Annotated in this window: 27 protein-coding genes; 14 read left to right on the top strand and 13 right to left on the bottom strand. The window is 71.7% G+C overall.

What is annotated here, in order from left to right; translation table 11 throughout:
• Positions 1 to 33: 33 nt before the first annotated feature.
• Entirely contained in the window at positions 34 to 378 is a 345-nt protein-coding gene (locus tag BV453_RS11720; protein WP_249521659.1) for a hypothetical protein, read from the bottom strand.
• Between BV453_RS11720 and BV453_RS16960 the strand changes: the two genes are divergently transcribed.
• The gene (locus tag BV453_RS16960; RefSeq protein ID WP_374209031.1) at positions 350 to 910 is read left to right on the top strand and encodes a hypothetical protein; all 561 of its coding nucleotides are present in this window, start codon (positions 350 to 352) and stop codon (positions 908 to 910) included. The genes BV453_RS11720 and BV453_RS16960 overlap by 29 nt on opposite strands.
• Here BV453_RS16960 and BV453_RS11715 read toward each other — a convergent pair.
• The 6 genes from BV453_RS11715 to BV453_RS11690 are packed head-to-tail and all read right to left on the bottom strand — an operon-like array spanning position 811 to position 4948.
• Positions 811 to 1401, bottom strand: coding sequence for a GNAT family N-acetyltransferase (locus tag BV453_RS11715; protein ID WP_249521658.1), 591 nt, complete (start codon positions 1399 to 1401; stop codon positions 811 to 813). The genes BV453_RS16960 and BV453_RS11715 overlap by 100 nt on opposite strands.
• Positions 1398 to 1718, bottom strand: coding sequence for a transcriptional regulator (locus tag BV453_RS11710; protein WP_249521657.1), 321 nt, complete (start codon positions 1716 to 1718; stop codon positions 1398 to 1400). The genes BV453_RS11715 and BV453_RS11710 overlap by 4 nt, the downstream gene beginning before the upstream one ends.
• Complete coding sequence (locus BV453_RS11705; protein ID WP_249521656.1) at positions 1715 to 2140, bottom strand: hypothetical protein; 426 nt, start codon at positions 2138 to 2140, stop codon at positions 1715 to 1717. Before BV453_RS11705 ends, BV453_RS11710 begins: the two co-directional genes overlap by 4 nt.
• A 47-nt stretch (positions 2141 to 2187) precedes the next feature.
• Entirely contained in the window at positions 2188 to 3141 is a 954-nt protein-coding gene (locus tag BV453_RS11700; RefSeq protein ID WP_249521655.1) for a sugar kinase, read from the bottom strand.
• Complete coding sequence (locus BV453_RS11695; RefSeq protein ID WP_249521654.1) at positions 3138 to 3776, bottom strand: bifunctional 4-hydroxy-2-oxoglutarate aldolase/2-dehydro-3-deoxy-phosphogluconate aldolase; 639 nt, start codon at positions 3774 to 3776, stop codon at positions 3138 to 3140. The genes BV453_RS11700 and BV453_RS11695 overlap by 4 nt, the downstream gene beginning before the upstream one ends.
• A gap of 32 nt (positions 3777 to 3808) precedes the next feature.
• Positions 3809 to 4948: a mandelate racemase/muconate lactonizing enzyme family protein gene (locus BV453_RS11690; protein ID WP_126893826.1), complete on the bottom strand. Its 1140-nt coding sequence runs from the start codon at positions 4946 to 4948 to the stop codon at positions 3809 to 3811.
• Between the two features lie 179 nt (positions 4949 to 5127).
• Here BV453_RS11690 and BV453_RS11685 point away from each other — a divergent pair, with 179 nt between their 5' ends.
• From BV453_RS11685 to BV453_RS11630, 12 genes are all read left to right on the top strand, one after another.
• Positions 5128 to 5946 (top strand): transporter substrate-binding domain-containing protein, encoded by an 819-nt coding sequence (locus BV453_RS11685; RefSeq protein WP_085605722.1) that lies wholly within the window; start codon positions 5128 to 5130, stop codon positions 5944 to 5946.
• Positions 5947 to 5997: 51 nt separating this feature from the next.
• Positions 5998 to 6660: an amino acid ABC transporter permease gene (locus BV453_RS11680; protein WP_126893827.1), complete on the top strand. Its 663-nt coding sequence runs from the start codon at positions 5998 to 6000 to the stop codon at positions 6658 to 6660.
• Positions 6660 to 7367 carry an amino acid ABC transporter permease gene (locus tag BV453_RS11675; RefSeq protein ID WP_249521653.1) on the top strand — a complete coding sequence of 236 codons (708 nt, stop codon included), beginning with the start codon at positions 6660 to 6662 and terminating at the stop codon, positions 7365 to 7367. The genes BV453_RS11680 and BV453_RS11675 overlap by 1 nt, the downstream gene beginning before the upstream one ends.
• Positions 7364 to 8092 carry an amino acid ABC transporter ATP-binding protein gene (locus BV453_RS11670; RefSeq protein ID WP_085605728.1) on the top strand — a complete coding sequence of 243 codons (729 nt, stop codon included), beginning with the start codon at positions 7364 to 7366 and terminating at the stop codon, positions 8090 to 8092. The genes BV453_RS11675 and BV453_RS11670 overlap by 4 nt, the downstream gene beginning before the upstream one ends.
• Positions 8093 to 8096: 4 nt before the next feature.
• Positions 8097 to 9692, top strand: a complete 1596-nt coding sequence (locus BV453_RS11665) for an amidohydrolase family protein (protein WP_249521652.1) — start codon at positions 8097 to 8099, stop codon at positions 9690 to 9692.
• Entirely contained in the window at positions 9682 to 11196 is a 1515-nt protein-coding gene (locus BV453_RS11660) for a sugar porter family MFS transporter (RefSeq protein ID WP_249521651.1), read from the top strand. Before BV453_RS11665 ends, BV453_RS11660 begins: the two co-directional genes overlap by 11 nt.
• Complete coding sequence (locus BV453_RS11655) at positions 11193 to 12080, top strand: hypothetical protein (protein ID WP_249521650.1); 888 nt, start codon at positions 11193 to 11195, stop codon at positions 12078 to 12080. The genes BV453_RS11660 and BV453_RS11655 overlap by 4 nt, the downstream gene beginning before the upstream one ends.
• Before the next feature lie 4 nt (positions 12081 to 12084).
• Positions 12085 to 12759, top strand: coding sequence for a GntR family transcriptional regulator (locus tag BV453_RS11650; RefSeq protein ID WP_126893831.1), 675 nt, complete (start codon positions 12085 to 12087; stop codon positions 12757 to 12759).
• Positions 12756 to 13541: an SDR family NAD(P)-dependent oxidoreductase gene (locus BV453_RS11645; protein ID WP_085605736.1), complete on the top strand. Its 786-nt coding sequence runs from the start codon at positions 12756 to 12758 to the stop codon at positions 13539 to 13541. Before BV453_RS11650 ends, BV453_RS11645 begins: the two co-directional genes overlap by 4 nt.
• 39 nt (positions 13542 to 13580) lie before the next feature.
• The gene (locus tag BV453_RS11640; RefSeq protein WP_085605738.1) at positions 13581 to 14201 is read left to right on the top strand and encodes a cyclodeaminase/cyclohydrolase family protein; all 621 of its coding nucleotides are present in this window, start codon (positions 13581 to 13583) and stop codon (positions 14199 to 14201) included.
• A gap of 128 nt (positions 14202 to 14329) precedes the next feature.
• A complete protein-coding gene (locus BV453_RS11635; protein ID WP_249521649.1) occupies positions 14330 to 14845 on the top strand; it encodes a hypothetical protein in 516 nt (171 codons plus the stop codon).
• Between the two features lie 304 nt (positions 14846 to 15149).
• A complete protein-coding gene (locus BV453_RS11630; protein ID WP_249521648.1) occupies positions 15150 to 16649 on the top strand; it encodes a thioester domain-containing protein in 1500 nt (499 codons plus the stop codon).
• 40 nt (positions 16650 to 16689) lie between these two features.
• Here BV453_RS11630 and BV453_RS11625 read toward each other — a convergent pair whose 3' ends face one another.
• Positions 16690 to 17781 carry a YihY/virulence factor BrkB family protein gene (locus tag BV453_RS11625; RefSeq protein WP_249521647.1) on the bottom strand — a complete coding sequence of 364 codons (1092 nt, stop codon included), beginning with the start codon at positions 17779 to 17781 and terminating at the stop codon, positions 16690 to 16692.
• A gap of 120 nt (positions 17782 to 17901) precedes the next feature.
• Positions 17902 to 18435 (bottom strand): DUF488 family protein, encoded by a 534-nt coding sequence (locus BV453_RS11620; RefSeq protein WP_025102556.1) that lies wholly within the window; start codon positions 18433 to 18435, stop codon positions 17902 to 17904.
• A gap of 114 nt (positions 18436 to 18549) precedes the next feature.
• Here BV453_RS11620 and BV453_RS11615 point away from each other — a divergent pair, with 114 nt between their 5' ends.
• Positions 18550 to 21339 carry a hypothetical protein gene (locus BV453_RS11615; RefSeq protein ID WP_249521646.1) on the top strand — a complete coding sequence of 930 codons (2790 nt, stop codon included), beginning with the start codon at positions 18550 to 18552 and terminating at the stop codon, positions 21337 to 21339.
• A gap of 64 nt (positions 21340 to 21403) precedes the next feature.
• Here the strand turns inward: BV453_RS11615 and aztD are convergent, their stop codons facing one another.
• The 4 genes from aztD to aztB are packed head-to-tail and all read right to left on the bottom strand — an operon-like array spanning position 21404 to position 25662.
• Positions 21404 to 22603 carry a zinc metallochaperone AztD gene (aztD, locus tag BV453_RS11610; protein WP_249521645.1) on the bottom strand — a complete coding sequence of 400 codons (1200 nt, stop codon included), beginning with the start codon at positions 22601 to 22603 and terminating at the stop codon, positions 21404 to 21406.
• 29 nt (positions 22604 to 22632) lie between these two features.
• Complete coding sequence (gene aztC / locus BV453_RS11605) at positions 22633 to 23547, bottom strand: zinc ABC transporter substrate-binding protein AztC (RefSeq protein ID WP_249521644.1); 915 nt, start codon at positions 23545 to 23547, stop codon at positions 22633 to 22635.
• Position 23548: 1 nt separating this feature from the next.
• Positions 23549 to 24775, bottom strand: coding sequence for an ABC transporter (locus BV453_RS11600; protein ID WP_085605753.1), 1227 nt, complete (start codon positions 24773 to 24775; stop codon positions 23549 to 23551).
• Between the two features lie 20 nt (positions 24776 to 24795).
• Entirely contained in the window at positions 24796 to 25662 is an 867-nt protein-coding gene (gene aztB, locus BV453_RS11595) for a zinc ABC transporter permease AztB (protein WP_249521643.1), read from the bottom strand.
• Positions 25663 to 25704: the final 42 nt, after the last annotated feature.

Below are 25704 nucleotides of genomic sequence, written 5' to 3'. Positions count from 1 at the left end.
ACTCCATCGTAGAGAGAGGAACCGGTGGGAGAGTCACGCCGTCGGACGGGATCGCGGGCGGTGGGCCTGCTCCAGGTTCCTCCGAAGCCGGTCGCGGCTCTGTCCGTCGACGGACATCGCCCACATCGGGGTTCCGGGGGCGCTGCGCCAGGACGCGGCGAGCGGGCTGTCGTCGACGGTGTCGAAGCCGAGCTCGTCGTAGAGCTTCGTGACGAATGCGACGGCGTCGGCGTGATCGCTCGAGACGACCAGAGCCGTCCGATCAGCGGCTCCCCTCGGCCGCGCGAGCCTCACCAGGACCGGCACGGAGTCCTCCGGCGTCCGCGCGGGAACACGGCCGTGGAACTGGATGTGGCTGAACTCCCGGGCTCGGGGCACACCCGACCCCGCGGGAGCACGCCCTGGCGCGGGCGCTGCGCCTGGACGCCGACCACGTCGCTCACCTGAGAGCGCTCGCCGCAGAGCCGCCCGCCGTGGGGGCCTCGCCGCGGGACGACGTGCTGCCGCAGACGTCGCTCGACCTCATCGAGGCTCTGGGCCAGCCCGCCTGCACCCGGATTGGGAAGGGGTTGCCGCGTGCATGACTGCCGGCCTCCGGTACGCGATGGGCGCAGGGGACGACGCGCGGCTCCACGCGCTGGCCGCGGAGCTCTCCGGGGCCAGCGCGACGTTCCGACGGATCTGGGCGCGACACGACGTCCGTGCGCAGCGCGGCGCCGTCGTCCGCCTCACCCACGCGGAACGGGGCGAGCAGATCTTCACCCGCGAGCAGCTCCGCCTGAACGGGACGGACGGGCTCGCGCTGGTCATCTACTCTCCCCGCGCATCGTCCGTGGGGACGACCGCCGCCATGCGCCAGACCGGCGGCGCACCGTCGGCATCGGTGAGGGCAGTCGTCCGGAATCCGTGACGCTCGTAGAGGCGCACGTTGCGCGCATCCGAGGTGTCCAGCACCACGGGTCCGCCGCCACGGCGAGCGACCTCGTCGAGTGCGAAGCGGAGGAGGTGCGAGGCGATCCCGCGTCCCTGTCGGCCAGGGTGCACGCCCAGGGTCTCGAGCCGCCACGCGCCTGCGGGGGAGGGGGTCTGGTCGACGCGGTCGAGGCGGTCGCCGTGCAGCGCGACCACCTGCGCGATGAAGGCGGCCTCCGGTTCCGCGGCGTCCGGGCGGAGAAGCGCGATGGTGCCCGCGCCCTCACCGGCGACCGCGACGATCCCCTGGTCGTGCGCGTACCCGAGGTACAGGCGCTGCAGGGCCGCGAGCCGCGCGTCGTAGTCGTCCTCGGGGATCACGTGCCGGGTCCAGGGGTAGTCGCGGAAAGCGGCGGCGAGCGTCTCCGCACAGGTCGCCAGATCCTCGCCACGGGCGAGGCGCACATCGACCTCCGTGTCGTCGTTCATTCCGGTGTCCTCTCGGTGGTGGCCCCCGCGTCGATGATCGCCTGAAGCGTGGCGAGGTGCCGGGCGAAGGCGGCGCGGCCGGCGTCCGTGATGCCGACCCAGGTGCGTGTGCGGCGACCGGAGGCCTCTTTCCGTACGGTGACGAAGCCGGCGTCGGCGAGCGCGGTGAGCGCCTGCGACAGCGTGGAGTCGCTGACCTCGAGGAGGTCGGCGAGGAATCGGAAGTCGACGTCCTCCAGGTTGCGCAGGGCGGCCAGCAGGGAGAACCTCACCGGGGAGTGGATGAGGGCGTCGATCTCCCGGCGGGGGTGACTCATCGACGGGAGCTCGCGAACACGCAGGCGAGGATCGGGGCGACCGCCACGACGCCGGCGAGCACCCACCACCAGGGGGAGGATGCCCCGACCAGCTGGAGCGCCGGATCGAACATAAGGGTGTGCAGCGCGAACCACGTGCACAGGGCGATCCCCATGTTGCGGAACCCGTTCCGGGGGACGGAGCGGCGGTAGCGGACCGCGATCATCCAGATCGAGATCGTCACGAGGGCGAAGGGTGCGAACGCCTTCCAGTACGGGACATCGGCGACGTCGATCGAGAGGGTGAACGCCAGGGCGTAGGTCGCCTGCGCGATGACGAAGATCCGGAACCAGCGCGTCGCGCGCCGGGCCTCGCGGCCGATCCGCTCGGTGTCGGCGAGCTGCTGAGCCGCCTCTTCCACGGTGTACTGCTTGTCGATCATGAAAGCACTTTATCAGGCCTAAAGTGAAAAGAGGCGACGGCCGCCGCTCAGCGCCGCACACCCTCCGCCTCGCCGAGTCGCGCGAGCTCGGCCGCGGTCGGCGCCCCCTCCCAGTCGCCGGACGACAAGCACGCGAAGGCCCCCGCGGCCACCGCCCGCTGCACCCGCTCCGCGAGAGTCGCCTCCGCGGGCCGCAGGCTCAGGTACCCCGCCACGAAGGCGTCCCCGGCACCCACCGTGTCCACGGCGTCGACTGCCACGGCCGGCAGGTCGAGGCGGTCGCGGCCGTCGTCCGCGAAGGCCCCGGCCGCGCCGCGCTTGATGACGACCTCTCGCGGACCGAGGGTGCGCAGGCGCTCCGCGAGCTCACCCGGCGTCCCCGCGCCGACCAGGATGGCGGCTTCCTCCTCGCCCGCGAACAGCACATCGGCGGCCGAGGCGAGGTCACGGTAGGCGGCGCGCGCGTCCCGGCCGCGCCAGAGCGCGGCGCGATGGTTGACATCGAACGAGACGCGGGCGCCGGCCGCCCGGGCCCGCCGCGCGGCGTCCTTCGCGCAGGCGAAGGAGTCGGGGCCGAGCCCGGCGAGGATCCCTGTGAGGTGGACGACGTCCGCGGTGGCCAGGAGCGCGTCCGGGACGTCCGCCGGTGCGAGCCCGGAGGCGGCGCTCCCCGCGCGCCAGAAGGTCACCGTGGCCATCCCCGTGGTCCGTCGATGCTTGTGCATGATCCCCGTCGGGCGGTCGCTGCGGCGAGGAGCATGGACCGTCACGCCCTCCGCCCGCAGCTCGCGCGCGATGAGATCGCCGAGTGGATCGTCGCCCAAGAGGCTGACCCAGCTCGCGCGTGCTCCCAGGCGCGCCAGCCCGATCGCGACGTTGCTCTCCGCGCCGCCGAAGCTCAACGTGTGCGCCCGCGCGGAGTCGAGGGGGCCGGGCCGGTCGTTCGTGACCACACCCATCGCCTCGCCGACCGTGACGACGTGGAGCGGTGGGAGGGTCACGCGCCGCGTCCGCGGGCGACGGCCGCGAGCGCCTGCTCGGCGCGCTCGCGAAGGGCGACGAGACTGCCGCCGGCGAACGCATCCCCCAGGAGCGGGCCGCCCAGGCTCACCGCGATGCAGCCGGCGGCGATCCACGCGGGGATCTCGTCCAGCGCGATGCCGCCCGAGGGCAGCGTTCGCACGTCCGGGAAGGGTCCGCGCAGTTGCCCGATGTAGTCGGGGCCCACGGTCGCGGCCGGGAAGATCTTCACCGCCGCCGCGCCGAGTCGCCACGCGGCGTCCACCTCGGTCGGCGTCATCGCGCCCGGGTAGACCGGCACCTCCCCGGCGGCGGCCGCCTCCGCCACGCCGGGCATGATCCCCGGCGAGACGAGGAAACGGGCGCCGGCGTCGATCGCGGCACGCGCCTCGTGCTCCTCCCGGACCGTCCCCACGCCGATCTCCGCCTCACCCGCCGCTGCGATGAGTCGGGGCAGGGTGGCGATCGTGCCCGGGGTCGTCAGGGTCAGCTCGATGCAGCGGACGCCGCTCTCGGCGAGGGTCCGCACCACCGGTTCGTACAGGCTCGCATCGGGTGCGCGGAGCACGGCCAGCACGCCGGTGCGGGTGAGGGTGTCGGACGGGGTGGGGCGCATGATGGTCTCCTGCGGTCGGTCGCGCGGGGCGGTCAGGGGGTCGCGGTGGCGAATCCAGGGCGGGTGCCGTAGCGGCCGAGGGTGTCCTCGTCGAGGGTCACCCCGAGTCCGGGCGTCGCGGGGATGTCGAGGCGGCCCTCGGCGTCCAGCGTCCAGCCGCCGTGGATGAGGTCGTCGACGTAGGCCGAGCCCGTCTTGTACTCGACGAGGTCGGTGGCGGAGAGGGCGGAGGCCAGCTGCAGGTCGGCCGCGAGCCCGATGCCGGTGTTCCAGCCGTGCGGGATGAGCCGGATGCCGCGGTCCTGCGCCGCCCACCCGATCCGGCGGGACTCGCTCAGTCCGCCGCCCTTCGTCGTGTCAGGCTGCACGATGTCGAACGCGTGCCGGTCGAGGTAGGGCTGGAAGCTCTGGCGGCGGGTGAGCACCTCTCCGCCCGAGATGCGGACGGGGGACGTCGCGCGGAGCTCCGCGAAGCCGTCGATGTCGTCCGGGGCGAGCGCCTCTTCGAACCAGGCGACGTCGTAGTCGGCGAGCATCCGGGCGGTCCGCTTCGCCCAGGCCCTGTCGCCCGGGAAGAAGGCCTCGGATCCGCCGGCGTCGACGGCCAGCAGTCGATCGCCGACCGCGGCCCGTGCGGCGGCGACGGTGGCCTCGTCGGTCGCCGCGTCCACGCGGCCGAACTTCCACCAGCCGATCTTGAAGGCGGAGAAGCCGGTCGCGACGAGCGCCTCGAGATTCTCGGTCATCGGGCCGGCCTCGTCCATGAGGACCGACGCGTACGGGCGGACGCGGTCGCGGTGGCGCCCGCCGAGGAGTCGTCCGACGGGCTGGGAGGCCGCCTGGCCGGCGATGTCCCACAGGGCGATGTCGATGGCGCTCGTCGCGTGGGTGAGGGATCCGCCGCGTCCCATCCAGAAGGCGGTCTGGTGCAGCGTCTCGGTCAGGCGCTCGACTTCCTGGGGGTTCTCGCCGATGAGGTGCGGGGAGAGCAGGTCGATGGCGCCGCGCACCAGGGCCTCCGAGGTGAAGGCGCTGCCGACGCCGACGATGCCCTCGTCGGTGTGGACCGCCACGAGAGTGTGCACGATGTCGTCGGGCTGCAGCTCGTGCGACCATCCGCCCTCGGGTGTCGCACCTCGCAGTCCGCACGTGTCGATTCGGGTGATGCGCATGAAGACCTTCCAACCGTGATGAGGGAAAGGGAGCCCCTTCCGAAACCGAAGATAGTCGATTGTCGACAACTGGGCAATCTGTGGGTAATGTCTGTTCCTGCACCCGTCAGCGGTGCGACGAGAGACCACAGCGTTGTGCACGACGGCAGCGCGAAGGCCCGAACCCGAAAGGCATCACAATGAAGTTGACGCGTATCCTCACCGGCCTCGCCGTGGCCGCGACGACCGCCCTCGCCCTCACCGCGTGCACCTCGAGCGGCGGCGCGGGAGCAGGCGGCCAGGAGAGCACCCTCACGAAAGTCCTCGAGAAGAAGACGCTCGTCGTCGGTGTGTTCGCGGACGCCCCGCCCTACGGGGTCATGAAGAGCTCGGGGGAGTACGAGGGCTTCGACATCGACGCCGCGCAGGCGCTCGCCGCCTCCCTGGGGGCGGAGATCGAGTACGTGTCCACCACGAACGCGAACCGCATCCCGCTGCTGGAGACCGGCAAGGTCGACATCGTCATCGCCGCCCTCACCAACCTCGACGAGCGTGCGCAGAAGGTGGCCATGTCCCGTCCCTACGCGGCGGAGGGCCAGGTCGTCCTGGTCCCGGCGGGGAGCGACATCACCTCGTACGACGACCTCGCGGGCCGCAGCGTGGCCGCCACCCGCGGCAGCGTACCCGCCACCATCCTCGAGAAGCGCTTCCCGGAGGCCGACGCGAGCCTGTTCGAGGCGGTGGCCGACTCCATCCAGGCCCTGCGCAGCGGCAAGGTCGACGCCCTGATGGAGAGCAACTCCGTCGTCCAGGGCATCCTGGCCGACTCCGGCGACGAGTTCGTCGTCGTCGACGCCCCGCAGCTGAGCCCGTCCGTGGTCTCGATGGGGCTGAAGCAGGGCGACCAGCTGTGGCTGAACTACGTCGACAACTTCATCCGGAACTACAACATCAGCGACGCGGCGAACGACTCGTACAACGAGTGGCTCGGCACCGACGTCCCCGAGCTCATCAAGTAGCGACCTCCTCGGCTGCCCCGCCCCGGGCGGGGCAGCCGGAACGGACAACTCATGCAACTCTTCTTCGGGGACCTCATCCCCCATGCGCCCGAGCTGCTCGCCGGCCTCGGCATCAGCATCCTCATCACCCTCGCGGCCGTGCTCATCGGGTCGCCGCTGGGCGTCGGCGTGTACCTGCTGCGCGCCTCCCGTCTCCCCGTGCTCCGCGCGATCGGCGCCGCGTACGTCGAGGTGATCCGGAACACCCCGCTGCTGCTGCAGCTGTACCTGATCTACTTCGCCCTGCCGTCGGTCGGCGTCAACTTCGATCCGATCACCGCGGGCATCCTCGCCCTCAGCGTCAACAACTCCGCGTACCTCGCGGAGATCTACCGCGCCGGTTTCGAGGCGATCCCGCAGGGGCAGATCGAGGCGGCGGACGCCCTGGGTCTCTCGCGACGGACGACGTTCCTCCATGTGCGTCTCGTGCCGGCCCTGCGCAACGTCTTGCCGTCGCTGACGAACCAGGTGATCCTGCTGTTCCTCGCGTCCTCCATCGCCTCCATCGTCGCGGTGCCCGAGCTCATGCACGTGATGATGGGCATCACGACGAGCACCTTCCGCACGATCGAGACGTTCGTCGTCGGCGGGCTGCTCTATTTCCTCGTCGCGTTCCTCATCGCGGGGGCGTCGCGTCTCCTGGAGACGCGCGGCATCCGCTGGAAGGTGGCCTGATGTTCACGTCGTTCGATCTGCCCGATCTCCTCCTCATCCTCCAGAGCGCGTTCGTGACGCTGCAGATCTGCCTTCTGGCGGTGGTTCTCGGCGGGGTGGTCGGCATCGTCTCCGGCATCCTCGCGGCGAGTCCGTTCGCCCCGCTGCGCTGGATCAGTGCGATCTGGGTGGGGGCGATCCGCGGGGTCCCCGTGCTGCTCATCATCTTCTTCGTCTACTTCGCCCTGCCCCTGATGTCGCCCGGCAGCAACGTGCCGGACTACTGGGCGGCCGTGATCGCCCTCACGATCTTCGCCTCGGCGTACATCAGCGAGATCGTCCGCGGCAGCATCCAGGCCCTCCCGCGCGGTCAGTTCGAAGCGGCGCAGGCGCTGGGCCTCTCCTGGCCGAAGCAGCTCCGGTTCGTGGTGATGCCGCAGGCAGCGCGCATCATGGTGCCGCCGGGCATCGGCTTCCTCGTCGTGCTCATCAAGGACAGTTCGCTGGTGGCCGTCATCGGCCTGATCGAGCTCACCCGGGCGGGCAACATCGTCGCCTCGCAGACCGGTCAGCCCATCCTCGCCTACCTCGTGGTGGGGGCGGTCTACTTCGTCATCTGCTTCGCCCTCTCCGTCGCCGGCCGCCGCTATGAACGCCGACTCACCATCCACGCGCGCCCGCCCCGGGTGGAGGACGCGCTCACCCCCTCCCGAGGAGACTCGAAATGATCACTGTCACCGACCTGCGGCTCAGCTTCGGCGCCACGGAGGTGCTGCACGGGATCACGTGCGACGTCGCCGAAGGCGAGGTCGTCTGCATCATCGGGGCGTCCGGCTCCGGCAAGAGCACCCTGCTGCGCTGCATGAACGGACTGGAGACGCCCAGCCACGGCAGCGTCGAAGTGAACGGGCACCTGCTCACCGCGAAGGAGCGCCGGGCCGACCTCGCCGCCGTCCGCCGCGACGTCGGCATGGTGTTCCAGCAGTTCAACCTCTTCCCGCACCTCACGGCGCGGGAGAACGTCACGCTCGCCCCGCGCAAGGTGCTCGGCATCGGGGCGTCGGAGGCCGCCGCGCGGGCCGACGCCCTGCTGGCGAAGGTCGGCCTGGCCGCCAAGGCCGACGCCTACCCCGGCAACCTGTCCGGCGGACAGGCCCAGCGCGTCGCGATCGCCCGCGCCCTCGCGATGCAGCCGCGCGTGATGCTCTTCGACGAGCCCACCTCGGCGCTGGACCCCGAGATCGTCGGCGAGGTCCTCTCCGTGATGAAGGGGCTCGCGCAGGAGGGCATGACGATGGTCGTCGTCACGCACGAGATCGGCTTCGCCCGCGAGGTCGCCGACCGCGTCATCTACATGGACGACGGGCGCATCGTCGAGAGCGGCACCCCGCAGCAGCTGCTGTCCCACGCGCAGACCGAACGGGCGCGGGCGTTCCTCGGGAAGGTGCTCTGACGTCGTGATCGACCTCCTCATCCGCGGAGCGACCGTCATCGACGGCACCGGGGCAGAGCCGTTCCCGGCCGACGTCGGGATCGTCGGCGATCGCATCGCGGTCGTCGCGCCCGATGCCGGCATCGCCGCGGCCGCGGAGCTCGACGCGGGCGGCCTCCTCCTCACCCCGGGGCTCATCGATCCGCACAGCCACAGCGACTGGTCGATCCTGAGCAACCGCGATGCGCTGAGCACGGTGCACCAGGGGGTGACGACCGAGGTCGTGGGCAACTGCGGCGTCACGTACGCGCCGATCGCCGACGGCGACGAGGAGACCGCCCGCCGAGCGCTCGCGGCCTTCGGCTACGACGGCGAGGTGCGCTGGCGGTCGTTCGCCGACCTCCTCGCCGTCGTGCACGACGGCGGCACGGCGCAGAACCTCGCCTGGTTCGTCGGGCACACGGGTCTCCGTCGCGCCGCCGAGCGGACGGAGGGCGACCTCGTGCGCACCATGGAGCGGCATCTCCACGAGGCGCTCGACGCCGGCGCGCTCGGTTTCAGCTCCGGTCTGGAATACGGGGCGGGGCGCAACGCCTCGACACCGGAGCTGGAGGCGCTCGCCCGTGTCGCGGGACGTCATGACGCCATGTACGCCAGCCACATCCGCAACCGGGACACGGCGCTCGCGGAGGCCGTGGCGGAGTTCTTCCGCGTCGTCCACGCCGGGGAGCTACGCGCGCAACTGTCGCATCTGAACGTGCGACACGACACCGGCGCGCACGAGGGGGCGTGGGAGGAAGCGGTGGCCCGGCTGGAGAGCGAGCGTCGGTCCGGGGTCGACGTCCTCGCGGACATGACCCCCTATCCCGACGGCATCGGACTCGCCGCGGGACTGCTGCCCGACTGGCTGCTCTCGGCGGGGGAGGAGGCCGCGGCCGACGCCCTCCGCGACCCGGCGGTGCGTGCGCGGGTGCGTGCGGACGCCGACCGGTACTGGCGCTTCGTGCACAGGGGCCAGTGGGAACGGGTCCGGCTGGCGGTGAGCCCGGCCACCCCCGACTGGGAGGGGCTGATCCTTCCGGAGATCGCGGCGGCGAACGGGACGGACGAATGGGACGCCTACTTCGACATCATGGCGGCGTCGGGTGGCGACCTCGGAGCCGTGCAGTTCATGGGAGCGCTGTTCCATCCCGACCACGTCGCCGAGGCGGTGCGCCATGAGCGCTTCCTCCTCGGCGTGGACGGCTTCACGTCCCGTCGGGACGGCGTCCTCGGCGCCCGGACCCCGCATCCCCTGTTCTTCCACGGCTCCCAGCACTTCCTGAGCCACCATGCCCTGCGCGCGAGGACTCTCCCCCTGGAGGCGGCCGTCCACAAGATGACCGGCGCGGTCGCGCGGCACTTCCGCCTCCGCGATCGGGGCGTCGTCGCCGACGGGGCCTTCGCCGACCTGGTCCTGTGGGACCCCGAACTGCTGCGGGCGACGGACACCTTCGTCCTGCCCGAGACCTACGCCACCGCCGCCCGTCACGTCTGGGTGAACGGCACCGCGGTGGTCTCGTCGGGAGCGCGCACCGTGCACCGACCCGGAATCCGACTGGAGAGAGCCGATGTCCTCTGAATACTCATCCGCCGTCGCCGGCGCCGCGCCCGAGCGCCGCCGTCGCAGGAGCGCCGCCACGACGCCCCCGCCAGGGGAGAGCGGACGTCTCACCCCCGCTGTGACCGGGTTCGCGGTCGCGGCTGCGGTCGGCGGCTTCCTCTTCGGCTTCGACACGGCCGTCATCAACGGCGCGGTCACCGCCATCGAGAACAACCTCGGACTGGACGCCGTCGGTCTGGGCGTCGTGGTCGCCGTCACGCTCCTCGGGGCGGCGGTGGGGGCGCTCGGCGCCGGGTGGATCGCGGACCGCATCGGACGGCCCCGCACCATGCTCACCGCCGGCGTCGTCTTCTTCGTCGCCGCGATCGGGTGCGGTCTCGCGCAGGGCGTGGTCGACCTCGCGGTGTGGCGGCTCGTCACTGGCATCGCGGTCGGGTTCGCGACCGTGCTCGGCCCCCTCTACATCTCGGAGATCGCTCCGGCACACGTCCGCGGACGGCTCGCCTCGATGCAGCAAATGGCGATCGTGCTGGGGATCTTCGTCGCCCTGCTCTCGGACAGCGGGATCGCGTGGGTGCTCGGCGGCGCGGATGCGGAGCTGTTCCTCGGGCTGCCGGCCTGGCGCTGGATGTTCATCGCGGGGGTGGTGCCGGCGCTGATCTACCTGGTGCTCGCGCTCGTCGTCCCGGAGTCCCCGCGATTCCTCGTGGCGCGTGGCCGGGTGGAGGCGGCGCGTCGGGTGCTGATCCGGCTGCAGCGCGTCGCGCCGGCGGAGGCGCGACTGCTCACGGACCGCATCGAGGAGTCTCTGCAGCACAAGGACGCGGGGCGCTTCCGCGACCTGCTGGACCGGCGTCGGGGGCTCCTCCCCGTGGTGTGGGTGGGCATCGGGGTCGCCGCGCTGCAGGCGCTCGTCGGCATCGACGTCATCTTCTACTACTCCACCTCGTTGTGGGAGTCGGTCGGCTTCGAGGAGTCCGCCGCATTCGGGCTGTCGGTGCTGAGTTCCTTCATCAACGTGGCGGCCACCGTCGTCGCGATCGTCCTCATCGACCGAGTGGGGCGTCGCAGGCTGCTGCTGACCGGCTCGGTGGGCATGTTCGTCAGCCTCGTGATCGTGAGCATCGGCTTCTCCACGGCGCGCATCGTGGACGGGGCGCCCCAGCTGGACGGCGTGTGGGGCCCGGTGACGCTGATCGGCGCGAACCTGTTCGTGGTCGCGTTCGCGGTGTCGTGGGGTCCGGTCGTGTGGGTGCTGCTGGGGGAGATGTTCCCCAACCGGATCCGCGGCGTCGCGCTGTCCGTGTGCGCCGCGGCGAACTGGCTCGCGGGCGTGGCGCTCAACTTCTCGTTCCCCAGCCTGCGGGACGTGTCGCTCCCCGGCAGCTACGCCCTGTACGCGGTGATGGCGGCGCTGTCGTTCCTGCTCGTGTACTTCGGGGTCCGTGAGACCAACGGCCGCTCGCTCGAGGAGATGGGGGCGAGCGCGGGACGCGGCGGGCCGGAGGGCCCGTCGCGATGACGACGTCGCGCCCGGGTGCCGGGGAGCACGCGTCGGACGCGGCGACCGTGCACGTTCTGCGGGCGGGGCGCGCGCGGGCGACGGTCGTGCCCGCGCACGGCTGCCTGATCCATGAGTTCGATCCGGGCGGTGGGGACGTGCTGTGGTCCGACGGCCGTCGCCCGCGCGTGCTCGTGCCCTCGGAACTGACGGGGGAGGAGTCGGCGCAGGAGTTCGACGAGGAGGTGCTGGTCGGCGGATGGTTCCCCATGTTCCCCGGCGCGGGACTGCCGACCCCGTCCACGGCGCAGCACGGATGGGCGCCCCGGGTGCCGTGGACGATGGTCGCGCACGCCGACGACCGCGTGGTGTGCGTCGCCGACGGGCCCTTCCTCGACGGCGGGGTGGCGGAGCTGACCCGCACGATCGCTCTCGAGGACGGCGCCCTCACGGTCTCGACCGTCGTGCGGAACACGGGTTCGGGGGTCCGGTCGTTCACGTGGGGCGAGCACCCCTGCTTCTCTCGCGCGTTCTTCGCTCCGGGGCGCGTGCTGTTCGCCGGAGAGCCGGTCGTCGCCGTGCCGGCGCACGCGGACGGCGGGGCGGGTCATATCGCCCGTCACGGGGCGCATGCGACCGGCGCGCTCCTCGGGCCCGCCGGCTCGGTCACGCTGCGAGACGTCGCCGGGACGATGCCGCACTGGCTGCTGTGGTCCAACCACGCCGCCGCCGACCTTCCCCGCGCGGACACGATCGCGTGGGAGCCGTCCACGGCGGCGGGACTGGGGGTGGGCGATGCGCTCGCCGCCGGGACGGTGCAGCGGCTGGAGGCGGGCGACGTGTTCCACGCGGTGGTCCGCTGTGAATGGACTTTGTCGACAATCTCTCACGCATCGGTACGATGACATGATGAGCGCTCTCTCCTCCCTCCCCGCGGTCCCTGCGGCGTCGCGCCGCGAGCGCGTCGCCGAGATCCTCCGCGAGGCCATCACCACCGGCGACCTGGAGCCGGGTCAGAAGCTGACCGAGCTCGAACTGGCCGCCCAGCTGGGGACCAGCAGGGCGCCGGTGCGGGAAGCCCTGCGCCAGCTCGAGCAGGAAGGCCTCGTCGTCTCCTACCCGTACCGCGGCACCGAGGTGCTCGGCGTCTCCCAGGAGGAGATCGAGAACGTGCTCGTGCCCATCCGCATCGCGCTCGAGCGCTTCGCGTTCGAGAAGGCGATGGCCGTCGTCACCGATGAGGACGTCGCCGCCCTGACCGCGATCATCGACAGCATGGACGAGGCGGCATCCGCGGGCGACCTCGCCCGGCTCGCGGACGACGACATCCGCTTCCACGAGGCCATCGTGCTCCTCTCGGGGCAGCAGCACTGCCTGCAGATCTGGCGCACCATCCAGCCGCGGGTCCGCGCCTACTTCCGTCGCGACGCGAACTACTACGCCGACTCGCATGCCGTCGCGGACCAGCATCGCGAGCTGATCGGCGCGCTGCAGAGCGGCGACCGCGATCACGGCCTGGACGTCATCACGGAGCACATCCGCACCCACTTCTCCGCGGCCACCGCTCCGGAGGCCGACCGGTGAGCACGGTCGTCGTCACCGGTGCCGCCGCCGGGATCGGCCGCGGCATCGTGCTCCGCGCCGCCGCGCGGGGCCAGGACATCGCCCTCCTCGACATCGATGAGCGCGCGCTTGCGGACACTGCGGCGGCGGCGCTCGCCGCGGGGGCGTCGTCCGCCCTTCCGCTCCGCTGTGACGTGAGCGTCGAGAGCGAGGTCGACGCGGCCTTCACGACCGTCGCCGAGCGCCTGCCAGCGATCTCCGGGGTCGTTGCGAATGCGGGCATCGAGGTGAGCGAGACGCTGACGTCGGCGAGCGTCGAGTCGTGGGACCGCGTGATGGCGGTCAACCTCCGTGGGACCTTCCTCACGGCACGGGCGGCCTTGCAGCGCTGGCGAGCCGTGGGCACGGGCGGATCACTGGTGTGCGTCTCGTCGCCGTCCGCCTTCGTGGGCTTCGCCGGGGGAGCGAACACCGCCTACGGGGCATCGAAGGGCGGCATCTCCGCGTTCGTGCGGGCCGCCGCGTTGGACGCCGCCCCGGACGGGGTGCGGGTCAACGCCGTCGTCCCGGGCGCCACCGACACCGACATCCTCTACTTCGGCCTGGAGGGGGAGGCGTTGGCCGCCCGCCGCACCGAGCTCGGGGAGGCGGCACGTCAGCAGATCCCGCTCGGCCGGATGGCGCGTCCGGAGGAGATCGCCGACGCCGTCCTGTGGCTTCTCGGCCCGGAGAGCGCGTACGTCACCGGCAGTCACCTCGTGTGCGATGGCGGCCTCCTCGCGAAGAGCGCGAACACCTTCTAGGAGCGAGCCGGTCGGGCCTTCGCGGATAGCCTGGTGCGCATGACGGATTCCGCAGAGGTGCCGACGTCTCGCCCGATGGACGCGTGGCTCGACGCCCTCAGTCGGCCCACCGGCTCGCCGGGAGGGGGCGCAGCATCCGGGGTGATGCTGGGCCTCGCTGCCGCGCTGATGGGCATGGTCGCCGGGTACACCCCGGACGACCCCGCGGTGGTCGAGGGCACGGGCCGGCTCGACGCGGTGCGCGCCGAGCTCCTGGAGGCCGTCGAAACGGACGGGATCGTGTCGGCCCGCTTCGGCGCGGCGCTCGGGCTGGCGTCGGACGATCCCGCGCGGGAGCAGCGGGTGCGGGAGGCGGCTGTCGAGGCGGCGCGGTCGGTGGCACAGCTCGGGCGCATCGGCATCAGCCTCGTCGCGGAGGCCCGTGCGCTCGCCGCGGACGGCAACCCACACCTCGCCGTTGACCTCGCCGTCGCCACGGAGGCTCTGGAAGCGGGGCTGGCGGGGGCGTCCCTGAACCTTCGGGCCAATCTGCGGCTCGCCCGCGTGCACGGGGCATCGGCCGCGATGCGGGCATGGCTCGACGAGGAGGTCGGACGACTGGCTGAGGCGCGGACCCAGGTCGAGGGGATCACGGCGGAGCTGTCCGCGCGCCTCGACTGACGTGGCGCACGAGCGGTCGCTGCATGCGCGTCGAGGAGATCCTCGATGCGTGGGATCTGCACCCGGATGGTCCGCTCCGGTCCCGCGAGGCCGGCGGTCGGCGGGTGGCTCTTGATAGCATCCCGCCCATGAGGACGCCGGACTCCGATGCCACTCGGCCCGAGCACGACCGCGCCGCGATCAAGGAGCGGGTGTACGCGACCTTCACGGGCCTCGCCATCGTGCTCGTGCAGAACTCCAACGTCCAGCACACCAGCGCCCTGCAGGCCACCGTGACCCTGCTCATCGGCATCGTCGCGATCGCGCTGGCGGGCTTCGCCGCCGATCTGGTCGCACACCTCGCGACGCATGGCAGCTTCCCCCGGGGAGCGGACCTGCGCGAGGTCCTGAAGCTCACAGGCACGGCGCTCGGATCGGCGGCGGTGCCGCTGCTCGTCCTGCTTGCCGCCGTGCTGGGGTGGATTGAGCTGCGGACGGCTCTCACCATCGCGTCGATCGTCTACGTCGCGATCCTCGGGCTCATCGGGTACGTCGCCGTCCGCCGTACCGGGGTGAGGTGGTGGCAGCAGCTCATCGCACTGGGCATCCTCGTCGGGCTCGGCGGCGTCGTCGTGCTGGTGCAGCAACTCGCGCACGGACACTGACGGACACAGCCGTTGCGCGGACCGTGCGCATGGTTCATCCTGAACGTGCTGCACGGGCCGGCTTGGGGGGCCTCGACGGTCACGCTGCGGCCGACGGAGCGCCTGCCACTCACCTCCCTCCCCCGGCGGGCGCTCCGCTGCGAGAGCGATCTGCCGCCGTACCGACGCCGTTCGACTCACCCGGGTGATCATCATCCCCGCCCCTGTGATCGTGCGGCCCTCAGGCTTATCGTCGGTGACCAACGGCGGGCTGTCGCAGTCGGAGAACCCGTCACTCGGATCATCGGCGAGATCGAGGGACACCATGCACACGGAGACCACGCGCGCACGCTCGCGGACAGCAGGGGCACTTCTGGCGACGGCCATCGCGGCGGCGATGGTGCTCTTCGGCGCGACGCCGGCGTCCGCGCTGTGGGATCCCGACCCCGTTCTGCCGCGGGCGGGCTTCTTCACGCAGGTCACCATCACCGGCTCGCAGTACCCGACGAACGTGACGGGTGAGCTCACGACCCTGGCGCCGACTCCCGGCGCGTACCCGGCGACCGGCGCCTCGGTGGAGGCCGTGAGTCCGCAGCTCATCACCATCGCCGACCCCGTCTCCGGAGCGACCGCGTCGGCCTACTGCATCGACTTCAGCACGGAGACCGGCATCGGCGCTGGCTACAACATCGGGGAGTGGGACGCGTCGAACGTGCCCAACCTCGACTACATCAACTACATCCTCAACAACTACTTCCCGTTCAACACGGCGAACCCGCTCTCCGGTCTCCCGCTCTCGCAGCAGGTCGCCGCGGTGCAGAGCGCGATCTGGTACTTCAGCGACGGCTTCGTGCTGGCGACGGGGACGAATGCGACCATCCGGAACGCGACGGCCGCCGTCGTGCAGGCCGCCCTCGACAGCGGCGGCCTCCCGGAGCCGTCCGTGCCGACGCTCGCCATCGACCCCGACACCACCACGGTGCCCGAAGACGGGTCGATCGTGGGGCCCTTCACCGTCTCCGGCACCACCGATGGCACGCTGGACGCCGCCGTGGGAGTGGAGGTCTTCCTGGATCAGGCGGGGACCCAGCCAGTTCCCGTCGGCACCGCGGTGGCCGCCGGCACGCAGCTCTGGGCGCGGTGGACCGGGCCGGCTGCGCCGGTGAACGGATTCCGGATCACGGCCCAGGCCTCGCTCACCCAGGGCACGGTCTATCTCTACGACACGGAGTCGTCGGACAGGCCCGCGGCGCAGAAGCTCGTCCTGGCGCAGACGACGACGCTCCCGCTCCGCACCGGCGTCCGCGCGACCCCGTATGCGTCCGGGGAGGTCAGCGTGCAGAAGATCATCGCCGGTGACGGCGCGGGGCTCCAGGACGCCATCACCATCGACCTCGCCTGCACCCCCGCCCCGGCTGAAGGCGTCGTCGTCTCCGCCACGATTCCCGCGGGGGCCACGAGCGCGGATCCGGTGGTCTTCACCGGCCTGCCGGACGGGGCGACGTGTACGGTCAGCGAATCCGCGGACGGCGCCAACGATTCGGTCACTCTCGCGGCGCAGACCATCGAACCGGAGACGGTGACGGTCGACGCGGCCGCGACGGAGCCCGTCGTCGTGACCGTGACCAACACGTACGACCCCGTCGAGACGCCGAGCAACGGTGGCGGCGGCGGTGAGGGCGGCTCCGGCGGAAGCGCCGGCGAGGGCGAGGGACTCGCCGCCTCCGGGCCGACACTGATGACCGGTCCGCTGACGGTCGCCGGCCTCGGGCTCCTGCTCGCCGGTGCCCTCCTCCGGATCCGTCGTCGGGCGAACCTCCGCTGAGCAGGTGGGGGCGCGGCCTGGCCGCGCCCCCACCTGGGGATCAGGACCGCGGGGCTTCGTCTCGCCGCGGTTCCCCTCCGTCGTCCTCGTTCGCGATGCGGATGCGCCGACCCTCTTCGATGTCCTTCCGCTCCTTCTCCGCCCGCTTGTCGCTCTGGCGGGTGTCGCGCGCGGGAAGCTGGATGTCGCGTTCGGCGGCGATCCCGGCCTGGAGCTGGCGGCCGCGTTCCAGTTCGGCGTCGAACTCGGCGCCGAACAGGAGGGCGAGGTTCGCGATCCACAGCCAGAGCAGGAACACGATGACCCCCGCCATCGATCCGTAGGTGCGCTCGTAGTTGGAGAAGGTGGTGACGTAGAGCACGAAGCCGAAAGTGGCGATGGCCAGCACCACGATCGCCACGAGGGCGCCCATGCTGATCCACCGGAACTTCGGCTGCTTGGCATTCGGGGTCGCGTAGTACAGCATCGCCACGAGGAAGACGACGACGAACAGCAGCAGGGGCCACTTGGCGATGTTCCACGCGAGCTGCACGCCCTCACCCGCGCCGATCGCGTCGCCCAGTGCCGACACCATATCCCCGGAGAGCACGAGCACGATGGCGACGATCGTCAGGGAGACGACGGTGATGAGCGTGACGAGCAGCTGCATGGGGCGCAGCTTCCAGAACGGCCGCCCCTCCTCGATCTCGTAGATGCGGTTCATCACCCGGCTGAACGCTCCGACGTACCCCGACGCCGACCAGAGAGCAAGGAGTATTCCGAACACGAGCGCGATCCCGGCGCCTGGCGCCTGGGAGATCTGCTCGATGGGTCCGCGGAGGGCTTTCGCGGTCTCCGGCGGGGCCACGTCGCCGATGATGCCCAGCACCGCGTCGGCGGCGGCCCCGCCCTGGCCGAACACGCCGAGCAGCGAGAAGACGGCGATCATGGCGGGGAAGATCGAGAGCACCGCGTAGTACGTGAGGGCCGCCGCGCCGTCCATGCACTGGTCGGCGGAGAACTCCCGGACGCTCTTGACGAGGACGTACTTCCACGACCGCTTCTGCAGATCGGTCGGGCTGTCCGGCTTCTCGTCGTGCTCGGGCGGTGGAGCGGACGCGGATCCGCTGCGTGCTGTGGCTGCCTTCGACATGGTTCCTCCTCGCGCCGGCGCGAGCGCTGCTCCCGCGATCCAGTCCTATGAGGAGAGGAGGTGTTCCGGCACGGGGGTTGCGTGAACGCGAGTCGAGGGGGATGCTGTGCCGGCGGAGGGTCATGCGGCCGGGTACGTGACCACCGCGTCCGCGCGGACGACGGCGCCGCCGCTGAGCTCCGCCCTATCGACGTGCCCCGGACCGAGGATATGGCGGACGACCTCGTCCCGCGCGAGGAGGTGGTCGGCGATGATCCGTCGATGGCATCGCCACCACACGCTCTCCGAGCACATGACCGTGACGCGCCGCGCGCGACCCTCGGCGCGGAGCTCATCGAGGGCGCGTCCGAAATCCGCGGACAGGGCGTGATCGGCGTAGTTGTGGAAGCTGCGGTTCTGCCACCACGCGTTGGTCTCGAAGGGCACGTCCCTGCTCACCGGGCGTCTACCCGTCAGCGCCTCTTCGCGACGGTAGGCGATCCCCGCGTCCTGCAAGGAAGAAGCCAGCGCGTCCTGGTCGAACTGCGGGTACCGCTTCGAGCCGGGGAGACGCCGCACGTCGACGACACTCTCCACGCGGCTCTCCTGCACGAGCCCGAGGAACTCGTCGATCGTGCGGGTGGAGTGCCCGATGGTGAAGAACGGCTCAGACATGAGGCGACCGTAGCCCACTCGTCCCCATCCACGGACGACCCTTGCCCTGCCGCGGTCCCCGCACCTACGGTGAGGTGACGGGTGGGGATCCGCACCCGGGGCGGGGGCCGTTCGATGAGTAAAGTCCGATTCGGAGTTCTGGGCGTGCTGCTGGCCGCGGTCGTCGGCATCGGTGGTGCTCTTCCCGCCGTCGCCGCCGAACCCACTGCCCGGCTCTCGCTCTTCAAGGCGATCGAGAACCTCGACACGGGGGCCAGTCTCGGAGACCGCACCCTGTGGACGATGCACGCGGTCAACGTGGCCACGGGTGAGACCTTCACCGGCGACGGCCTCAACGGCATGCAGTCGCGCCTCATCCCACCCGGCACCTACCGCATCTTCGAGACCGGCGGCGTGGCCGGGTACGCCTTCTTCTCCTGGAACTGCGACGGCGACGTGACGACGCAGCCGGAGCGTACGATCACGATCACCGCGAACCAGTCGATGACGTGCACGGTGCAGAACAACGCGATCCGGAGCAGCCTCACGCTCGTCAAGAACGTGCAGGGCGGGGGCGCGGCCCCGTCGGAGTGGACGCTGCGGGCCCAGGGACCGTCGACCATCGAGGGGGCGGGAGGCTCCGCTGCGGTGCAGAACCAGCCGGCACGGATCGGCACGTACACGCTGAGCGAGTCCGGCGGACCGGGGAGCTATGTGGCAGGACCGTGGACGTGCGAGCGGCGGGATCTGACGACCGGCGCGACCGCCGCCGTCCCCGTGGCCGGTGATCAGTTCGAGATGACCCTCGGCGGCGCGGTGACCTGCCAGATCACGAACACCGGGGATCTGCCCCACCTGACGCTCGTCAAGGAGGTCGTCGATCCGGCGGCGACCGGATACCCGCTGGCCGCCCCATCCGACTTCGTCCTGACCGCGAGCGGACCCGAGCGGATCTCCGGCCCTTCCGGGTCGGACGCCGTCGACCACGCCTCCATCGACCCCGGTGCCTACACGCTCGCCGAGAGCGGTCCCGCCGGATACAGCGGTGGCGCGTGGACCTGCGTCGACGCCACGAGCGACGGCGGGATCGACGGGGCGCTCCTCTACGTGCGGGAGGGCTCCGACATCACCTGCCGCATCACCAACACCTTCGCGGGCGGTTGGCTCACCCTCGTCAAGAACGTGGTGGGCAGCGACCAGCCGCCGTCCGACTGGACCCTGACGGCCGCGGGACCGGAGACGGTGACCGGTGCCTCCGGATCTGCGGCGGTCACCCGCGTCCCGGTGCCGGTCGGCGACTACGCGCTCGCCGAGGCGGACGGACCCGCCGGATACGCGGCCGGGCCGTGGTCGTGCACGGGCGGCGCCCTGGCGACCGACACCGTGACCGTCGGCGCCGGAGCGGACGTGACCTGCACGGTCACGAACACCCTCGAGGTCGGCCAGCTCACTCTCGTGAAGAACGTCGTGAACGCCGGCGGCGGTCCCCTCACCGCGCAGGACTGGGAGCTCACCGCGGCATCGGCCGACACCGTCATCAGCGGGGTCTCCGGCTCGGGCAAGGTGAGCTTCGCGGCGGTGGCCCCGGGGACCTTCACCCTGTCGGAGGCGAGCACCGCTCCGGAGGCGGGCTCCTATGTGAGCGAGGGCTGGTCGTGCGTCGATGACGAGGGCACTCCCGTCGGCTCCGGCGACACCGTCGAGGTCGTGCCGCTGGAGAGTGTGATCTGCACCGTCACGAACCGGTGGACCCAGTCGACCCTGACGCTGCGCAAGCAGGTCGCCTCCGCCTTCGGCACGCCGGCGCTGCCCTCGGCGTGGACCCTGACCGCGACCGACGGTGCCGCCACGGTGTCGGGACCCGCCAATTCCCCCGCCGTCACGCAGGCGGCCGTCGTCCCCGGCGCATGGACGCTGAGCGAGCAGGACGGCCCCACCGGCTACGATCCGCTCGGCTGGAACTGCTCGGGCGGGACGGTGACCGGCGACGTGGTCCAGGTGCCGCCGTCCGCAGACGTCGTGTGCATCCTCACCAATGCATCGATCACGCCGAGCCTGACTCTCGTCAAGCAGGTCGTGAACGGCGAGCGCGGACGCGCGGTGCCCGGCGACTTCGAGCTGAAGGCCCGCGGCCCGGGCAACGCGGCGCTCTCCGGCCCCAGCGGCTCGGAGTTCGTCACCGACATGCAGCTTCCGCCGGGGGAGTACATCTTCTCCGAGGATGGCCCGAGCGGCTATGAGGGTGAGTGGTCCTGCACCGGCACGACCTGGGACGGGACCACGGCGACGCTGGGATTCGGAGAGGACGCGATCTGCACCGCCACGAACACCTTCGTCGGCGGCACTCTGACGCTCCGGAAGACCGTCGTCGGGGATGGCCCGGGAGCCCCGGCCGGGCCCGCCGACGCCACGGACTGGACGCTGCGTGCAATCGGTGGCGGAGAGTTCCCGCGCCCGCGCATCGAGGGAGCGTCCGGCGAGACGGCGGTGACCCTGGCTCCGCTCGGGGCCGGTGCGTTCCGGCTCTCGGAGCGGGCGGTCGCGGGCGCGCCCACAGCGGACTACCGCAGCGACGGCTGGGAGTGCACCGGGGGCGTGCTGGAGGGCGACATCGTCCAGGTGACCGCAGGGGTCGACACCGTGTGCACGGTGACGAACGTCTACGACCCCCGCTCCGGTCCCGACCCCGAGCCCGAGCCGGAACCCGAACCCGAACCCGAGAATTCGGATCCGGGCACGGATGTCGACCCCGGGACGGCGACCGGGGCGGACGGTGGGGCGGCCTCCGACCTGGCCACGACGGGTCTCGCGCCGGGCGCGGCCGCGGCGGCAGGCGCCGGTGGTCTGCTCGTGCTCCTCGGTGCCGGACTCCTCGCGGCGCGGCGGCTTCGGCGCGCGCGGCACGGGCATCCCGGATCGCGCTGATCCGACCCCTCCGCCCACGCACGGCGGGTCCGCCCTCGAGAGGACGGACCCGCCGTGCCGAGGCTCAGCCGGCGGCCGGTGCGATCTCGTTCGGCGTGACCTCCAGTTCGGTGCTCGCGAGCACCTCGCCGGTGGTGAGGTCGACCGCGTGCACGCTGTCCGCGGCCGGCTCGGTCACGTACGCGATGTCGCCCGCGACGACGATGGCGGGGTGCGGGTCCTGCCACTCGGCGGGCCCTTCCCACGCCTCGATGACCGGGTAGGAGTCGGTGATCTCGCCGGTCTCCGGGTCGAGCACGTGGATGGCGCCGTCGGCGCCGAGGATGTAGGCCAGGTCGCCCGGGCCGCGCGCGACGTCCCGGAAGGTGTACTCGGCCCCTTCGGGCAGGGACACGACCTCGGACGTCATCGCCGCGGTGTCGATGAGCGTGACGGCGCTCAGCAGGTAGCCCTCGGCGTCGGGGTCGTTCTTGTAGTCCCCGACGATGATCGGGCTCGTCTCGCTCACGTACGCGTTGCCCATCCGGCCGTACGGCTGGTCGGGTGCGGCGAGCTTGGTGATCTCGCCGTCCTTGTACACGAGCGCGCCGTCCTCGCACCCGAAGACGACCACCTCGTCGGCCGCGGTCCCTTCGCCGTGGACGCCGGGGCACTGGTCGGACGAGGCGATCTCCGTACCGTCCGCATCGCGCACGACGATGCCGCTGCGACCGTCCGCATCGCCCACCGTGGTGAGGAACGTGCCGTCCTCCAACAGCACCGAGACGCCGTGGTGCGCCTCGACGCCGTCGACGGTCTCCACCGCCGGGAGACCGCCGTCGCCGAGGTCGGCGGTGTCGAAGATCGTGGTGTCGCTCGTGCCGTCGGCGTAGAGGATCGTCTTGCCACCGTGGCGGACGACATGGCCGGGGGTGTCGGCCGCGAACACCGTGTCGGTCAGGACCGCCTCGTCGGCTGACCCGGCCCCGGTGTCGAGCACCTGGAAGCCTTCGCTCATCGTCACCATGACATGGCGACCGTCGCCGGCCGGGTTCAGGCGGGTGAACGGCTCGGAGTCGAAGTCGGCGACGGTGTCGAGGGTCTCGCCGTCGAGGACGAGGATGCCGCCCTCATACGAGATGGCAACCCGGGGGCCGGCGTCCGGTTCCGGGGCGTCGCTCGCGGCGGAGCCGGCTCCAGCCGTGGTCGAGCAGGAGGCGAGCGTCACGGCGGCGCCGAGGGCGACGGCCCCGACCAGCGCCCGGCGCAGGGGGAGTGTCTTCATGCGGTGCTTCTTTCTTGTGAGGGATGGTCTCAGCGGGTGAGACCGGAGGTGATGCGCTCGGTGTTGACGCGCATCATGGTCAGGTAGTCCGGTGCGCCGCCGTCTTCGGCGGTGAGCGACTCGGTGAAGAGCTCGATCACTTCGATGCGGACGTCGGCCTCGTCGGCGAGCGCCTGGACGAGGCGGTCGGGGGAGGAGGACTCCGCGAAGACGGCGGGCACGCCCGTCTCCTCCACGGCACCCACGAGATCGGCGAGGTCGGAGGCCGAGGGGGCCGCGAGCGTGGTGCCGCCCGGGATGACGGCACCGACGACCTCGAAGTCGAAGCGGTCGGCGAGGTAGCCGAAGACGTGGTGGTTGGTCACGAGCGCCCGACGGTCGTCGGGGATCCGGGCGAACGCGCTCGTCATCTCGTCGTCGAGCGCCGTCAGCTCCTCGCGGTAGCCGGCGACGTCCGCCGCGAGGGTGTCGGCGTCGACCCCGTCGAGCGCGGCCAGGGCGGGCTGCAGGGCGTCGACGACGTCGATCATCCGCGCCGGATCGGTCCAGAAGTGGGAGTCCGGCATACCCGCGGCATCGCCGTCGCGGTAGTCCAGGACGTCGATCGCGTCGCCCGCGACGAAGGACGGCACCTCGGCCGCGACGGCCGCGTCGAGATGCTGCTGCAGGCCCTCCTCGAGCCCGAGCCCGTTGGAGACGAGCAGGTCGGCGTCCCGCAGCGTGGCGGCCTCCTGCGCCGAGATCTCGAACGAGTGCGGGTCGGCGTTCGGCTTCATGAGGGTGACGACGCGAGCCTGATCGCCGATGAGCTCGCCGACCACATCGCCCAGGATGTTCGTCGAGACGACGACCACCGGCCGCGTATCGGCGGGAGGGGCGCAGGCGGTCAGAGCGGCGGCGGTGAGCGCGGTGAGAACCGCGGCGAGGGGTCGCAGGAGGCGCATGTCAGCGTCCCGTCTCGGCGACGAACGCCGGAGCGTCGGCGGTATCGAAGGTCCGCGCGAGGCGGGCGTCGTCGGCGTAGTCGATCTCGAACAGCCGGTGCTCCGCCGGGCCGCTCAGATAGGCGCGGTGCTGATCGGCGATGAGGGCCGGAGCCTCGCCCGCCGCCAGCGATTCCGCCACCAGCGGGGTGGTCTCCGCCCGCACCGTCCCGTCGAGCGCGCTGAGCACGAGCACGCGTCCGTCCTGGGTCAGCGCCAGGAGGGTGTCGTCCTCATCGCCGACCGCGGTGACCTGCGCGAGGGGAGTGGGGGCGGTGAGCACCGTCCAGGCCTGCGCGCGGGTGTCGAGGACCCGGATGTCGGTCGGTCCGGCGAGGCCGGCGACCGTGGGGCGCCCTTCGCGGTTGTGGAACGCGGACACGGCTCCGGCCGGCGCTCCGTCCGGGTACGGGATGCGGTCCACGGTGAGCGCCCCGGCTTCGACACGGGCGAGCAGGGCACCGTCGGCGCAGCCGATGACCGCCCCGACCCTGGTCGTGATCGTGCCGGTCGGTGCGGCGCAGTCCTCCCGGAGGCCGGTGCGCTCGCCGTCCGCCGTGTAGCCGACGACGACTCCGCCCGCCTCCCCGTCGGCCTCGGTCACCAGTGCGAACGACCCGACCGGCACCACCAGCCCCTCGTGCGGGGAGCGCTCGATGCGGAACAGCTCACGGATCTCCCCCTTCGACAGGGCCTCCGTGTCGAGGAGGACAGCGTCTCCGGATCCGGAGAAGGAGATGCCGGTGCCGCCGGTGGTCGAGCTGTTCGTCGTCGCGACCGTCGCCGCGCCGTCGCCCTCCACCGTGCCGAGCAGGGCGGGATCGGCGCGGTAGTAGTGGAAGTGGTCGACGTGGTCCCACGTCCAGACGCCGCTGTCGACGACCTCGACGCCGTCGCCGGTGTCTGCGAAGAGGTACCGGCCGTCGGTCGTCATGCCCTCCGGGGCGGCCACCGTGCCGATGTCGGTGACGCTCTCGTCCAGGAGGTCGAGGTGGGTGACCCGACCCTGCGCGTCGATGGTCGTGAGTCCGAGCTGCGGTTCCGCGACCTCTTCCGCTCCGGCGATCGCGCCGTGGCCGTCTCCGGCGGAGGAGGAGGTGGCGGGGCTCTGCGCCGCGGGCCCGGCACAGGACGCGAGGGGGAGAGTCAGGGCGGCGACGGTGATGAGGGGAAGGAGGCGGGAATGCACGAAGAGCCTTTCGGGACGAGTCAGGAGGCGGCGACAGGGACGGGAGGGGCGATCGGCCGTCGGGTTCGCACGGCGACCCGCGCCGCCCAGGACAGACCGGCGAGGGCGATCGCGGCGGCGGCGACGGACGCTCCCGCGGCGGTGGCCGCATACCAGGACGCGAGGAGACCGGCGAGGACGGCAGCCACGCCGAAGGCGCACGCGAGCGCCATCCGCGTGGGCAGGCGCGACGTCCACTGTCCGGCGGCGACCGCGGGGGCGAGGAGCAGACCGACGACGAGCAGCGAGCCCACCGCCTGGTACGACGCCACCACCGCGAGGGTCACCAGTCCGACCAGGGCCGCCTGAGCCCACCGGGGGCGGAGCCCGAGCACCGTCGCGATACGGGCGTCGAGGGCGAGCGCGACGAACGGCCGATGGCAGAGGGCGGCGACCGTCACTCCCACGACCGCGGCCGCGGCGAGCAGGAGGAGGTCGGCGCGGGTGATCGCGAGGATGTCGCCGAAGAGGATCGCCGTGGCATCCGTGGCGAAGCTCCCGGAGTGGGAGATGACGATCACCCCCAGGGCCAGCATCGCGACGAAGAGCAGTCCGATGCTCGTGTCGTAGGAGAGCCGGGCGCGTCGTTGCAGGGCGCCGATTCCGATGCTCATCGCGACGGCGCTGACCGCCCCGCCGACGAGCACGGGTGCCCCGAGCACCGTGGCCAGCGCGACGCCGGGCAGCATTCCGTGCGCCAGGGCCTCACCGAGGAAGGCCATCCCGCGGACGACGACCCAGGTGCCGACGACCCCGCAGAGGACCGCGACGAGAGCGCCGCCGATGAGTCCGCGCTGGAAGAACTCGAGCGTGAACGGGGTGAGCAGGGCGGCGAGCGAGGGGGTCACGGAACGCGAGCCTATTCGTAGTTGAGAATGATTATCAAATTC

This window comes from Microbacterium sp. ER1, from assembly GCF_023383675.1.
GTDB lineage: Bacteria > Actinomycetota > Actinomycetes > Actinomycetales > Microbacteriaceae > Microbacterium.
The sequence above is the reverse complement of the archived record's forward strand: the minus strand, read 5'-3'. Positions and strand labels throughout refer to the sequence as shown.